Source organism: Catenulispora sp. MAP12-49, assembly GCF_041262705.1.
Taxonomy (GTDB): domain Bacteria; phylum Actinomycetota; class Actinomycetes; order Streptomycetales; family Catenulisporaceae; genus Catenulispora.
Genome location: NZ_JBGCCP010000022.1, coordinates 106,077 through 120,428, shown reverse-complemented (window position 1 = coordinate 120,428; position 14,352 = coordinate 106,077). Strand labels below are relative to the sequence as shown.

General features: G+C 71.3%; 11 protein-coding genes. All 11 read left to right on the top strand.

The genetic code is table 11. The features are described 5' to 3' along the window. The first annotated feature begins 4 nt into the window (after positions 1 to 4). The 11 genes from ABIA35_RS32565 to ABIA35_RS32515 all read left to right on the top strand — a co-directional run bounded on the left by ABIA35_RS32565 (position 5) and on the right by ABIA35_RS32515 (position 14,347). Positions 5 to 1,612 (top strand): amino acid permease, encoded by a 1,608-nt coding sequence (locus ABIA35_RS32565; RefSeq protein ID WP_370360491.1) that lies wholly within the window; start codon positions 5 to 7, stop codon positions 1,610 to 1,612. Further along, a complete protein-coding gene (locus ABIA35_RS32560; protein WP_370360490.1) occupies positions 1,609 to 2,454 on the top strand; it encodes an urea amidolyase associated protein UAAP1 in 846 nt (281 codons plus the stop codon). Before ABIA35_RS32565 ends, ABIA35_RS32560 begins: the two co-directional genes overlap by 4 nt. Continuing rightward, positions 2,451 to 3,125 carry an urea amidolyase associated protein UAAP2 gene (locus ABIA35_RS32555; RefSeq protein WP_370360489.1) on the top strand — a complete coding sequence of 225 codons (675 nt, stop codon included), beginning with the start codon at positions 2,451 to 2,453 and terminating at the stop codon, positions 3,123 to 3,125. Before ABIA35_RS32560 ends, ABIA35_RS32555 begins: the two co-directional genes overlap by 4 nt. Beyond that, the gene (gene uca, locus ABIA35_RS32550) at positions 3,122 to 6,781 is read left to right on the top strand and encodes an urea carboxylase (RefSeq protein WP_370360488.1); all 3,660 of its coding nucleotides are present in this window, start codon (positions 3,122 to 3,124) and stop codon (positions 6,779 to 6,781) included. The genes ABIA35_RS32555 and uca overlap by 4 nt, the downstream gene beginning before the upstream one ends. Further along, on the top strand, positions 6,778 to 8,427 hold the full coding sequence (locus ABIA35_RS32545) for an allophanate hydrolase (protein WP_370360487.1): 1,650 nt from the start codon (positions 6,778 to 6,780) through the stop codon (positions 8,425 to 8,427). Before uca ends, ABIA35_RS32545 begins: the two co-directional genes overlap by 4 nt. Before the next feature lie 5 nt (positions 8,428 to 8,432). After that, positions 8,433 to 9,110 (top strand): TetR/AcrR family transcriptional regulator, encoded by a 678-nt coding sequence (locus tag ABIA35_RS32540; protein WP_370360486.1) that lies wholly within the window; start codon positions 8,433 to 8,435, stop codon positions 9,108 to 9,110. 635 nt (positions 9,111 to 9,745) lie between these two features. Then, positions 9,746 to 10,153, top strand: a complete 408-nt coding sequence (locus ABIA35_RS32535; protein WP_370360484.1) for a hypothetical protein — start codon at positions 9,746 to 9,748, stop codon at positions 10,151 to 10,153. Positions 10,154 to 10,276: 123 nt separating this feature from the next. Then, positions 10,277 to 10,759: a DUF5994 family protein gene (locus ABIA35_RS32530; RefSeq protein WP_370360540.1), complete on the top strand. Its 483-nt coding sequence runs from the start codon at positions 10,277 to 10,279 to the stop codon at positions 10,757 to 10,759. A 237-nt stretch (positions 10,760 to 10,996) separates the two neighbouring features. After that, complete coding sequence (locus tag ABIA35_RS32525; protein WP_370360483.1) at positions 10,997 to 12,163, top strand: glycosyltransferase; 1,167 nt, start codon at positions 10,997 to 10,999, stop codon at positions 12,161 to 12,163. Then, complete coding sequence (locus tag ABIA35_RS32520) at positions 12,160 to 13,155, top strand: glycosyltransferase (protein WP_370360482.1); 996 nt, start codon at positions 12,160 to 12,162, stop codon at positions 13,153 to 13,155. The genes ABIA35_RS32525 and ABIA35_RS32520 overlap by 4 nt, the downstream gene beginning before the upstream one ends. A gap of 13 nt (positions 13,156 to 13,168) precedes the next feature. Further along, positions 13,169 to 14,347 carry a N(5)-(carboxyethyl)ornithine synthase gene (locus tag ABIA35_RS32515; protein WP_370360481.1) on the top strand — a complete coding sequence of 393 codons (1,179 nt, stop codon included), beginning with the start codon at positions 13,169 to 13,171 and terminating at the stop codon, positions 14,345 to 14,347. Positions 14,348 to 14,352 lie beyond the last annotated feature (5 nt).

The window sequence follows — 14,352 nt, the reverse complement described above, 5'->3', positions numbered from 1 at the left end:
CGCGATGAGCCAACCGCAGAACGTTGCGCCACCCGCCCAACCCCCATTCCCGTCCGGCCGCGCCGACGCGGCCGCCCTTGCCGAGGCCGAGAGCCTCGCCGCCCTCGGCTACCGTCAGGAGCTGCGCCGCGGCGTCGGTTCCTTCTCCTCCTTCGCCGCGGGGTTCTCCTTCGTCAGTATCCTGACAACGGTCTTCCAGCTGTTCGGTCTGGGCTTCGGCTTCGGCGGCGCGGCCTTCTTCTGGACCTGGCCGCTGGTCTTCGCCGGCCAGATGCTCGTGGCGCTGAACTTCGCCCAGTTGGCCGCGTGGTGGCCGGTGTCCGGGGCGATCTACCAGTGGTCCACGCGGCTGGCCGGGAAGGGGTTCGGCTGGTTCACCGGGTGGGTGATGGTCGTGGGCCAGGTCCTCACTGTCGCGGTGGCGGCGGTCGCCCTGCAGGCGGTGCTGCCGAGCATCTGGGACGGGTTCCAGGTCGTCGGTGGCCGGCACGCCGACCCCACGCCGACGTCGTCGACCGGCGCGCAGAACGCGGTGCTGCTCGGCTGCGTCCTGCTGGTCGTCACGACGGTCGTCACGATCGTGTCGGTGCGCGTCATGGCCCTGGTCACCAGCGCCGGCGTGGTCGTCGAACTGGTCGGCGTGACGGCGCTCATCGCGCTGTTGTTCTTTCTGCCCAAGCGGTCGGCGACTGTCGTACTGCACACGACCGGAGCAGCCCCTGGCGGCTCCTACCTGTTCGCGTGGCTGGCTTCGGCGCTGATGGCCGCATATGTGCTGGTCGGCTTCGACGCCGCCGGCGAGCTCAGCGAGGAGACCCGGGCACCGCGCCGCACGACGCCGAAGACGATCGTGCGCGCCGTCGCGGTGTCGGGGCTCGGCGGTGGGCTGCTGATCCTGGCCGGGCTGATCGCGGCGCCGAGCCTGACCGACGGGAGCCTGGCCTCCGGCGGGTTGGCCTGGGTGGTCTCCGAGCGGTTCGGGCCGGTGCTGGGACGGCTGCTGTTGTGCACCGTGGCGGTAGCGGTGTTCGCGTGCACGCTGGCCTGCCAGACGGCCGGGTCGCGGATGGTGTTCTCGATGGCGCGGGAGAACGCGCTGCCGTTCTCGCGGGCGCTGGCGAAGGTGTCGCCGCGGACGGGGACGCCGGTCACGGCGAGCCTGGTCGTGGGAGCCGGGGCCGTGGCGGCGCTGGTCGTGAACATCGGTCAGACGGCGCTGTTCACGGCGTTGTCGAGTCTGTGCATCGCGATGCTGTATCTGGCGTATCTCGGGGTGACCGGTCCGCTCCTGTGGCGTCGGCTGACGGGGTGGACCGCCCGGTTCGACGACGGGCGGGACGAGGAGGGACGCGCCATCTTCAGCCTGGGCCGCTTCGGCGTCGCCTGCGGGGCGGTGGCCGTGCTCTATCAGGCCACGATGGTGGTCAACCTGTTGTGGCCCCGGGCCGCTGTCTACGACACGACCGGGCATACATGGTGGCTGCGATGGTCGGGGGTCCTGTTCATCGCCGGGGCCACCGCGGTCGGTGGCCTCTACTACGCGGCGACGCACCGGCGGCACCGCGCGGTCGGCGGGATCGTGATCGCGGCGCTGGCCGAGGCGGTGTCATGACCACTCGCCAGACGGACACCGTCGCCGCCGCCCGCAGCGACGCGCGGTCCCAGGCCGTGTCCGCCGCCGCGACGGCCACGAAGTCCATGCCGTACGTCCCCGCCGCGACGTCTCCCAACATCCCGCCGGAGGTGTCACCAGACGCCCTGACCTGGGCTGAGACTGTTCCGCCGGCGGCCTACACGCACCGGGTGGTCGCCCGCGGGACGCGCATCCGCCTGGAGGATCCCACCGGCGATGCCTGCGCCCACCTCTTCCTCCTCCGGACCGACGCGCCGTACGAACGCCTCAACGCCGCCGACACGCTCAAGATCCCCTGGCAGGCCTACCTGGGTCCCGGCCACCCGCTGCTCTCCGGCGACGGCAGGGTTCTGGCCACTTTGGCCGCGGACACCTCCCGGCACCATGACGCCTTCTGCGGCACCACGTCCGACGCGTGGAACATCGCAAAGTACGGCGACGCCCGACCCGAAGGGCCCACGCCGTCCGGACAGTCGCTCCTGACGCTCGCCGCCGCGAAGCACGGCCTGACGCTTCGGGACCTGGGCCCGACGCTCTCCTTCTTCCAGGGCGTCCGTGTCGCTGAGGACGGCGCATTGAGGTGGCAGGGCTCCGCCGGCCCCGGCACCTCGGTCGACCTGGTCGCCGAACTCCCGCTCACCGTCCTGGTCGCCAACGTCCCGCATCCTTTGGACCCGCGTCCGGGCTATACCGTCGGCCCCCTGCGAATCCACGCATGGCGCAGCACCCCGACCGGTCCCGGGGACGAGTCCTTCACCGCCAGCCCCGAACGCACCCGCGCGTACCTCAACACCCTCGATGACTGGGAGTCCCGCTCGTGACCACCCTCGACTGGTCCGGCCCGCTCGTCCCCGGCGCCGTGGTGCGGGACGACCGGGTAGCGCCTCGCGCCGCGTGGTCGGCGGTCGTGCCGGCCGGGCACGTGCTGACGATCGTCGACGTGGGCGGCAACCAGAGCGCCGACTGCCTGCTGTTCGACGCCGCCGACCCGGCCGAGCGCTACAGCGTCCCGGACACGCTGACCTGGTCGGGCTACGCCTATGTCCGCACCGGCACGGTCCTGCGGTCCAACCACGGCAACCCCCTGATGACCGTCGTCGGCAACGAGGTCGACCGGCAGGACACGATCGGCGGGGCCTGCTCGAAGGAGTCCAACACCCTGCGCTACGGCCATCACGCGGCCGCCGACCACGCCTGTCGGGAGAACTTCCTGGCCGAGGGCGCCAAGTGGGGACTGGGAGCGCGGGACCTGGTGTCCAACCTGAACTGGTTCATGAACGTGCCGGTCGAGGCGGACGGGTCACTGGGGATCGTCGACGGCCTGAGTGCGCCGGGAAAGCGTGTGGCGGTTCGGGCCGAGCGGGACGTGCTGGTCGTGGTGTCCAACTGCCCGCAGATGAACAACCCCTGCAACGCCTTCGACCCCACTCCGCTACGCATGATCGTCACCACCGTCGGCGCTTCCCCCGAGACGGCTCAGGAGGACCTGTGAACCCCCGCTTCGACACCGTCTTGATCGCCAATCGCGGCGAGATCGCCCGGCGCGTGATCCGCTCGGCGCGGGAGCTCGGACTGAAGACCGTCGCGGTGTTCTCCGACGCCGACCGGGCCGCCCCGCACGTCCGCGAGGCCGACACAGCCGTCCGGATCGGTCCCGGGCCCGCGCGCGAGAGTTACCTGCGCGCCGAGGCGATCCTTGAGCTCGCCGTGAGGCACGGTGCGGCCGTGCACCCCGGGTACGGTTTCCTCTCCGAGAACGCGGGGTTCGCCCGGTCCGTCGAAGAGGCCGGACTCGTGTTCGTGGGCCCCACGCCCGAGCAGATCGAGGCCTTCGGCGGCAAACACACGGCGCGCGCCCTCGCGGCGGCGGCCGGGGTGCCGATGCTCGCCGGGACCGGCCTGCTGGCCTGCGCGGACGACGCGGTCGCCGAGGCGCTGCGGATCGGGTTCCCGGTGATGCTCAAAGCGACCGGGGGCGGCGGCGGGATCGGCATGGCGGCCTGCGCGACCGGTGAGGAGGTCACAGAGGCGTTCGACCGGGTCAGCCGGCTGGCAGGCGCCAACTTCGGCATGGGCGGGGTGTTCCTGGAACGGCTGGTCCGGCCCGCGCGGCACGTCGAGGTCCAGCTCTTCGGCGACGGCGCCGGGCGCGTCGCGGTGTTCGGCGACCGTGACTGCTCGCTCCAGCGCCGACACCAGAAGGTGATCGAGGAGGCGCCCGCGCCGGCGCTGCCCGACGATGTCCGGGCCCTGCTGCAGGACTCGGCGCGGACCCTGCTGGCAGGCGTCGGATACCGGTCGGCCGGGACCGTGGAGTTCGTCTACGACCCGATCCGGGCCGAGGCCGCGTTCCTGGAGGTCAACACCCGGCTCCAGGTCGAGCACCCGGTCACAGAGGAGGTGTTCGGAGTCGATCTCGTGGCCCTGATGCTTCGTCTGGCGCGTGATGGCGCCCGCGGGCTCGACGACTCCGTCTTCGGCCCGCACGAGCCGCGCGGCCATGCGGTCGAGGCCCGTGTCTACGCCGAGGACCCGGCGCGTGGCGGTCAGCCCAGCTCCGGGCTGGTCACCGCGGCGGCGTTCCCGGGCCGGGGCACGCCGCCGCTGGCCGGCGTGCGGGTGGACGGCTGGCTGGAGACGGGGATGGAAGTCGGGGGGCACTACGACCCGATGCTCGCCAAGGTGATCGCCTCCGGCCCGACCCGGGATGACGCACTCGACGTGCTGCACGAGGGTCTCCAAGGCTGTCGCGTGGACGGGATCGTCACCAACCTCGGACTGCTCAGAGCGCTGACCGCAGAGGCGGCGCTGCGCTCGGCGACGCATTCGACCTCGACGCTGGCCGAAGGCGGGATCGCAGGGGATCCCGAACCGCGTGTGGAGGTGCTGCTGCCGGGTCTGCAGACGACGATCCAGGACCTGCCGGGCCGGGTCGGGTTGTGGTCGGTCGGCGTTCCGCCGAGCGGACCCTTCGACGCGGTGTCCTTCGCCGAGGCCAACCTCGCGGTCGGCAACCCGGCCGGGGCGCCGGGCCTGGAGGTCACCGCGGCGGGGCCGACACTGCGTTTTTCGACGGCGACGATCGCCGCGGTCACCGGCGCGCCCTGCGAGGTCCTGCTGGACGGCGAGCCGGTCCCGATGTGGGAGCCGGTGGAGATCGCGGCCGGGTCCGAGCTGGCGGTCGGCGCGGTCGCCGGACCGGGGCTGCGGGTCTACCTGGCCGTGCGCGGCGGTTTCGACGTACCGCGCTATCTGGACAGCGCCTCGACCTTCACGCTCGGCGGTTTCGGTGGCCACGGCGGCCGGGCACTGATGACCGGCGACGTTCTGCGTCCCGGATCACCGGACTCCGACCACCCGCACCCGGCGTTCGCGCCGGGCGAGCGGCTGATGCGGGTCGGGCCGCCGACGCCTGCGCACCGGCGCCCGGCGTTCACCGGCGACTGGGAGATCGCCGTCACCGAGGGACCGCACGCCGCGCCGGAGTTCTTCACCCGCGCGGACATCGAGACCTTGTACGCGTCCTCCTACACCGTGCACCACAACTCCGCGCGGACCGGCGTGCGGCTGCTCGGGCCCAAGCCCGCGTGGGCTCGCCAGGACGGCGGCGATGCCGGTCTGCACCCGTCGAACATCCACGACACGCCCTACGCCGTCGGCGCTCTGGACTTCACCGGCGACACACCGATCATCCTCGGGCCGGACGGGCCGTCGCTCGGCGGCTTCGTGTGCCCCGCTGTGGTGGCCGGCGGCGACTTGTGGAAGCTCGGGCAGCTGCGGCCCGGCGATACGGTGCGGTTCGTTCCGGTGAGGGAGGAAGACGCGGCGCAGCTCACCGACAACCGCGCCTCGACGGCGGTGCCGCGGCGCGGCGGCGACGGGGATGACGGCGTGCTGGGACGGCTGCCGGCCGAGGACGGCCGCCCCGAGGTGACCTACCGGCGCGACGGAGACGGCAACGTGCTCGTCGAGTACGGGCCGATGATGCTCGACATCGGGTTGCGCATGCGCGTTCACGCCCTCCAAGAGGCGCTCGCCTCGCACTCGCCGCACGGTGTCCTCGACGTGACGCCGGGGATCAGGTCCTTGCAGGTCCACACGGACGTGCGGATCCTGCGCGCGACCGATGCGGCGGCGCTGCTGCGCGAGTTGGAGGCGACGATCCCGCCGACCAGCGAGCTGACAGTGCCGTCGCGGACGGTGCGGCTGCCATTGTCCTGGGACGACCCGGCCACGCGCGTCGCGATCGACCGCTACATGGCCGGGGTGCGCGACGACGCGCCCTGGACGCCTTGGAACATCGAGTTCATCCGCAGGGTCAACGGCCTGGACTCGGTCGAGGACGTGCGGCGAATCGTCTACGACGCCTCCTACCTCGTGCTGGGCCTCGGTGACGTCTACCTGGGCGCGCCGGTCGCCACGCCGCTGGACCCGCGGCACCGGCTGGTGACGACGAAATACAACCCGGCGCGCACCTGGACCGCTGAGAACTCGGTCGGGATAGGCGGGGCGTACCTGTGCGTCTACGGGATGGAAGGGCCCGGCGGTTATCAATTCGTGGGGCGGACGGTGCAGGTCTGGAACCGATTCCGCCGCGGCGGACTGTTCCGCGAGCATCCCTGGGCCCTGCGGTTCTTCGATCGGATCGAGTGGTATCCGGTCTCGGCCGAGGAGCTGCTGGAGCTGCGTGCCCAGACCGATGCCGGACGCGGCGACTTCGAGACGGTCGAAGGGACCTTCTCCATCGCCGAGTACGAGCGTTTCCTGACGCGTGAGACGGACTCGATCGCCGAGTTCCGGGCGAGACAGAGCGCGGCGTTCGAGGAGGAGAAGGAGCGTTGGCGCGCCTCGGGGGAGTTCGACCGGCACACGGAGCCGGTTGTCGCGAACACGTCGGATGAAGCGGCGGTCGTGGTGCCCGACGGTGCGGTCGTCGTGGCCGCGCCGTTCCTGTCGACGGTGTGGCAGCTGCACGTCGAGCCGGGATCTATGGTCGCGGCGGGGGAGCGGATCGCGGCGGTGGAGGCGATGAAGATGGAGTCGGTGGTGACGGCGCCGTGCTCGGGGCGGGTGCTGGGCGTGTATGCGCAGCCCGGCGATCAGGTCGCCGCGGGGCAGGCGCTGATGGCGATCGGAGTGGCGGCGTGACCTCGAATGACGCCGTCCGGCGGGTCCGCGCCGCCTTCGCCCGGATCCGGCAGGCCGACCGGCCGGAGGTCTGGATCAGTCTGCGTCCGGAACCCGAGGCCCTGGCCGAGGCCGCGAGGATCGATGATCGGATCGTCGCGGGGGAACGGCTGCCGCTGGCAGGCCTGGTGTTCGCCGTCAAGGACAACATCGACGTTCTCGGACTTCCCACGACAGCGGGCTGCGCCGCGTATTCGTACCGGCCGACCCAGGACGCCGCATGCGTCGCGCGCCTGCGTGCCGCGGGCGCGATCGTCATCGGCAAGACCAACCTCGACCAGTTCGCGACAGGCCTGGTCGGAACGCGCAGCCCCTTCGGCGCGGTCCGCAACGCCTGGGACCCGGCCCGGATCTCCGGCGGCTCGTCCTCGGGGTCGGCGGTCGCCGTGGCGCTCGGCGAGGCCGACTTCGCCCTCGGCACCGACACCGCCGGCTCCGGGCGGGTGCCCGCCGCGCTGCAGGGTGTGGTCGGGATCAAGCCCACCGTGGGTGCGGTGCCCACGTCCGGCGTAGTCCCGGCCTGCCGTTCGCTGGACTGCGTGACGGTGTTCGCCCCCGATATCACCCTGGCGCGCGCCGTCGCTGAGGTGATGGGCGACCCGGCACCGTCGTCCCGGGCGTTGCCCGCGCGTCCGCGGATCGCCGTCCCGCTCGCGGCACAGTTGTCCGGCCTGGCCGAGGGCTGGCTGGAGGCGTTCGCGGCGGCGGTGGCCCGGCTGCGCACCTGCGGTGTGGAAATCTTCGAGGTCGACATCGCTCCGCTCCTGGAAGCCGCGAACCTGCTCTACGGCGGTGCGTTTGTGGCCGAACGCTATGCGGCTGTGGGCGAGTTCATCGAGAACCATCCCGACGCGGACCTCGATGCGACGGTCGCCGCGATCATCCTGGCCGGCGCGGCCCCGAGCGCCGCGGACCTGTTCGGCGACCGCGAACGTCTGGAGCAGCTCGGCGCCGAAGGGCTTGGGGTCTTCGACACCTGCGACGCTCTGCTGACCCCGACCACGACAGGCCACCCCGAGCTTGCCGATGTGCTCGACGATCCGGTCGGCGCGAACAGTGGCCTGGGCCGGTATACGAACTACGCGAACCTGTTCGGCCTCGCCGCGGTCGCCGTCCCGGCTGGGCTCGTCGACGGACTGCCGTTCGGTGTCATGTTCACCGGCGCGCCGCGCTCCGACGCGGCCCTGGCCGAGCTCGCCGCACGTTTCGCCGCGCCGCCGGTCCAGATCGCTGTCTTCGGGGCACACCTTCGCGGCCAGCCGCTCAACCGGCAGTTGGTCTCGCTCGGCGGTGCGTTCACCGGGGATGTCCGGACGGCCCCGGCGTATCAGATGTTCGCGCTCCGGACTGTCCCGGCCAAGCCGGGCCTGGTCCACAGCGGTGCCATTCGAGGTGCGTCGGTGGTCGGTGAGCTCTGGACCCTTCCCGCCGCCGGCTTCGCCGAACTCGTCGCGAGTCTTCCGCGACCGATGGCGATCGGCTCGGTGGAGCTCGCAGACGGTCAGTTCGTGCCCGGCTTCCTGTGTGAACCGTCAGCCCTCGACGGCGCCGAGGACATCACCGCGGCCGGCAGTTGGCGGGCTCACCGGGCGGCCACGCCAGAATGACCATCATGGAGAAGACGTCACGCGCGGGCCGCCCGCGTGCGGTTCCCGACGCCGCGCCGGAGCTGCCGCCGCGCGAACAGATCCTGCTCGCTGCCGCCGGGCTGTTCGTGGGTCAGGGCTTCGGCGGCACGTCGACGCGCGCCATCGCCGACGCCGTCGGTATTCGGCAGGCGTCGCTGTACTACCACTTCGCGGGAAAGGACGACATCCTCGCCGAGTTGTTGAACCGCTCGGTGCGCCCCAGCGCCGAGCTCGCGCGGCGCCTGGAGCAGCGGGCGGGCCCCGACCCGGCGGTCTCGGCGGCGGCGCTGTACGCGCTGGCCGCGAAGGACACGGAGCTGCTCGCACGCGCGCCGCACAACATTGGCAGCTTGTATTTGATACCGGAGGTACGAGACCCGCGGTTCGACGAGTTCCGAGCCCTGCGGGAGGAGCTGCAGGAGGTTTACGGGCGGCTCGGTGGTAGGGCCGGACAGCTGGCTCCCGGTTCGAACGCGGTACCGGCCTCGGTGCTCGGGCCACTACTGATCCAGGTGGTGGAGGTGGTCATCCCGTTGCGACGGCTGGGCGGGTCCGAGCTGCCGGTCGAGCCGGCGGTGGTGGCGGAGGCGACGCTTCGGATGGCCGGCCTCGGTCCGGCGGAGATCCGGGCCGCGGCTGCGCGGGCTGCGGGGCTGCCGTGAGCCGGTGAAGACCCGGGCTCGCGACCGGGCGGCTCACCCCGGCTGCCGGCTGCTTGGCGGGGCACGTTACTGCCGACGCGGATCCCGAGCATGGCGACGTCGTCCTCTCGACAGGTACGGGCCCACCTGCAGCCCTCCCACATCCTCCAGCCCCGGAAGCAGCTGAAGGATCGCAGAGTGCTGCGGGCTCTGGAAACAGCCGGCAAGCCGCGGTCCACGGCTGCCATCATGACGAGGTGAGTGTCGATCTTCTCGCCGTGGGCGCCGAGGACAAGTCCGTCATCGCCCAAGCCCGAGGCTCCCGTTGTGCGCGGTCTCCAGCGCCTGGCGGAGAGCGCCGGTGAAGCTCGGCGGCGCGCCGCGCCCGTAGTTGATCGAATTCTTCGGATCGGCGGTGCGGTGGAGGGCGTACTGTCAGCACAGCGGCGCGGTTCGACCAGTTCGGTCCGGAGTCGGTCGCGACAAAGGAGGCTCCAGACCATGGCACCTGGTAGCGCCTTTTCGGGCATCGAGATTTCGAAGAATTTCCTCCGATATGCCATCGGGCGTCACGGTGAGACCAGCGTCCCGAGACTGCACATCGGCGATCCGGCCGCAGCGCTTTGACGGCCGACCACGGCCCCGACGAACCAGCCGTGCTGCGCCGCACCCCGCTACTGCGCATCGAGGCGCTGTACCTCGTGAGCCAGACCGGCCTCGGCCTGGTCGTGTGCACCACGGCGGGGACGCAGAGCCGCACGCCCGGCTTCCACGCCGTCCTGCCGGGCGAGCTGGTCATCCTCACGCCCGTCACGACCGAGCTGGAGTGCACCCTGCGGGGCGACCGCCTGCTCACCTACCAGGCCGAGTCCATCGACGAGCTGACCCAGACCGGCTGGTACGCCACCTTCACCGGTCCGGCGCGGATCGTCACCGGGCCGCTGCCGCGGCGGCACCGGACGGGCTTGTCCCACTTCGAGGCCGGTCTGGGTACCCGGATGCTGCGGCTGCGACTGCGGGATATCGAGGGCTACCGCCTCCAGCGCCGGAACGCCGTCCCATAATCTCAACGGCCGCATCGCGACACGCTGGCAGAAGCGGCGCCCATCGTAGTCGTTGCCGTACAGTAGAAGGGGCGAATGCGACATTTCGCGGCGCCACTGAACCTGAAGACGGGCTCCACCCCGATGACCGACTCTGAAAGGCCCCCTGTCGACAAGCTGCTGCCGAGTGCGGTCTATACCGCCGTGAAGCCGGGGACCGCTCTGGTGCGGCTGGAGACAACCGAAGCCCGCACCGGCATCCTGGACGGAGCCTGGTGGCCTCGGTCGCGGCGCATCGCCGTTGAACTGCCTGCCCTGATCAGGGCTCTGACCCGGCACATCGGCCCGATCACCCGCATCGGGCTGGATGCGCAGGCATGGGAGGAGCTTCCGACCCGGCTGGTCGTCGAGGACCGGGTGGTGCACATCGACTCGTACCCGGTCGGCGACGACACGGTGCTGATCACCCGAGGCGAGCGCGACTACTTCTCACTGCTGGTGGTGCCGCCACGCGCGACCCCGGAGGCGGCGCGCGCCGCCATGGCCCAGTCCGTCCGGACGGACAATGTGGCGGGAGCCGAACAGATCCTCATCGACACCGGAGCCGGCCGGGACACCCGGGCCTGATTCGATGGCTTGACGGCCGGGCCGCGAGCAGGCCCGGTGGTACTGTCTGTAGCGACACCGTCGTCCAGTTACGGTGCAGCCCACCGGCACAGCGCAGCCACCTGCTCCGCGTCTTGGTCCCCGGTCAGGGTCGTGGTCGCCCGTTCACAACGCGATCGCCTCGAATGCTTTTGCCGCGAGCAACGGTGATGCCGCCGTGTTCGCCCTTCAGCCGATCGACGAAGTGAGGGCTCCGCCATGACCAGTTTTGGCTTTCTAAGTACCTATCCGCCTACTCAGTGCGGCCTGGCCACCTTCAGCGCGGCCTTGCTGCGCCACCTGACCGGTCAGGACTCCGGCGACCGGGCCGGGGTGGTCCGGGTCGTCGACGCCGTGCAGCCGGCCGTCTATCCGGACGTCGTCGCCCAGTTGGTCAACGGCTCGCCGACCGGTCCGGCCCTGGCCGCGGCGGTGCTGAACCGTTGCGACGTCGCCGTCGTGCACCACGAGTACGGCATCTACGGCGGTCGGGACGGCGAGGACGTGCTGCGTGTCCTGGACGAGACGAGCGTGCCGGCGATAGTCGTGCTGCACACCGTCCTGGCCGGCCCCAGCGCGCACCAACGCCAGGTGCTGGAACGGCTCGCCGACGCCGCCGCCGCGGTCGTGGTGATGTCGCAGACCGCCGCCGATCGGCTGCGCGAGGGCTATCTGGTCGACGCCGCCAAGATCTCGGTCATCCCGCACGGTGCGCTCACCGGCCGGCGCATGTCGCCGCCGGCGTCCGTGAACCCGTTCGCACCGGTGGCGCGGGTCGCCGCACCGCGGCGCCCGACCGTCCTCACCTGGGGTCTGCTCGGGCCGGGCAAGGGGATCGAGCGGGCGATCGAGGCCTTCGCCGGGCTCGGCGCCCTGGATCCGGCGCCTCGCTACGTGATCGCCGGCCGCACGCATCCCAAAGTCCTGGCACGTGAGGGCGAGGCCTACCGGGACTCCCTGCGCGCCCGAGCCGAGGAACTCGGCATCTCGGCCGACGTGGAGTTCGATCCCGAACACCGCAATCCCGATGCCCTGATGGATCTGGTGCGCGGCGCCGACGTGGTGCTCCTGCCCTACGACTCCACCGAGCAGGTGACATCCGGTGTGCTCATCGAGGCGGTCGCCGCCGGCCGGCCGATCGTCGCGACCGGCTTCCCGCACGCCGTGGAACTGCTCGCCGACGGCACCGGCCTGATCGTGCCGCACCAGGACATCCCGGCCATGACCGAGGCACTGCGGGCGGTCCTGACTCAGCCGGCCCTGGCCGAGTCGATGACCCGCGCCTGCGGCCGGATCGCCCCCGGCCTGGCCTGGTCCTCCGTCGCGAACTCCTACCGCGCTCTGGCCCAGTCATTGCTGGATGCCCCGGTCACGGCCGCGGCGTGAAGCCCGAGGTCTCCTTCGCCCACCTGCACCGGCTCAGCGACGACACCGGTCTGTTCGAGCACGCCCGCGGCGCCGTGCCGCGCCGGGAGCACGGATACTGCCTCGACGACGTCGCCCGCGGCCTGCTCGTCATCTGCCGCGAACCCGAGCCGGACGCCGGCCTGACCGCCCTGGCCGAGACCTACCTGGCCTTCATCGCCCACGCCCAGGACCCTGATGGGGCGTTCCACAACAGGCTTGGCCTGGACCGGCTCTGGCACGACGAACCCGGTGTGGGCGACTGGTGGGGACGCGCGTTGTGGGGTCTGGGCACCGCCGCGGTCCGTGGTCCGGCGCCGTGGATCCAAAGCGCGGCTCTGGCATTGTTCGACAGCAGCGCCACGCTGCGCTCGCCCTGGTCGCGCAGCAACACGTTCGCGGCGCTGGGCGCCGCGGAGATCCTGGCCGCCGATCCGGGGCACGACGCCGCGCGAGACCTGCTCGCCGACGCCGCCAAACTCATCGGAGCCCCGCGAGCGGACGCCGCGTGGCCGTGGCCCGAGCCGTGGCTCAGCTACGCGAACGCCGCCCCGGCCGAGGTCCTCATCGCCGCCGGCCATCTCCTGGACGACGAGCGCCTGCTCGCCGACGGCCTGCTGCTGCTGGGCTGGCTGCTGGACGAGCAGACCCGGGACGGACACCTGTCCCTGACTCCGGCCGGCGGCCACGGCCGGGGCTGGACGGGCCCCGGCTTCGACCAGCAGCCGATCGAGGCCGCGGCGCTCGCCGATGCCTGCGCCCGCGCTCTGGCCGTCACCGGCGCCGACCGCTGGGAGGCCGGCCTGGCCTGCGCGATGGCTTGGTTTCTGGGGATGAACGACTCAGGCGTCCCCCTCGCCGATCAGCGCACCGGCGGCTGCTGCGACGGCCTGGAGCGCGACGGGCGCAACGAGAACCAGGGCGCGGAATCGACGCTCGCGCTGATCTCCGCTCTTCAACACGGCCGTACATAACCGAAGGGGCATCTTGCACAACCTCGAGCTCGGCGTCATCGCGCATTCCCGCAAGGAGAACGAGCACCGACTGCCCATCCACCCCGCGCACTTCGAGCGCATCGACGCCGACCTGCGTGCGCACATCCACCTGGAGGAGGGCTACGGCGAACACTTCGGAGTCCCCGACAGCCACCTGGCCCCGTTGGTCGCCGGGATCCTGCCGCGGGCGGACCTCGTGGCCGCCTGCGACGTCATCCTGCTGGCCAAGCCGATGTTCGAAGACGTCTCAGAACTGCGCGAAGGCCAGACACTGTGGGGCTGGCCGCACTGCGTCCAGGACACGAAGCTGACCCAGACGGCCATCGACCGGCGGCTGACGCTGATCGCGTTCGAGGCGATGAACCACTGGACCGGCGACGGCTCGTTCAACCTGCATGTGTTCCACAAGAACAACGAGATGGCGGGGTACTCCTCGGTGCTGCACGCGATGCAGCTGCAAGGCTCCACCGGGGACTACGGCCGCCGAATGAACGCGGTGGTGATCGGCTTCGGCGCGACCGCGCGCGGCGCGGTGACGGCACTGAACGCCCTCGGTGTCCACGACGTCGACGTCCTCACCGGCCGCGGCGTCACCGCCGTCGCCTCGCCGATCCACTCCGCCCGGATCGTCCGGTTCGACCACGACGAGGCCGACGACACCAGCGACCCCCGCCGCAGTCACGCCCACACCGACGCCGGCCGTCAACCGCTCGCCGAGTTCCTGGCCGGCCACGACATCATCGTGAACTGCGTTCTGCAGGACACCAGCGCGCCGCTGACCTTTCTGATCGATGAAGACCTCACGATGCTGGCTCCCGGCACCCTGATCATCGACGTGTCCTGCGACGAAGGCATGGGCTTCAGCTGGGCGCGCCCGACGACGTTCACCGACCCGGTGTTCACCGTCGGCGACGGCGTGCACTACTACGGCGTCGACCACAGCCCCTCGTACCTGTGGAACTCCGCCACATGGGAGAACAGCGAAGCCCTGATTCCCTTCCTGCGCACGGTTCTCGACGGCCCCACCGCGTGGGACGCCGATCAGACCATTCAACGTGCGATCGAAATCTGGGACGGCGTGATCCAGAACCCGGCGATTCTGGCGTTCCAGCATCGATCGGCGGAGTATCCCCATCTGATCCAACGCGGGGGAGAGCAGGAAGACTCATGACGGAG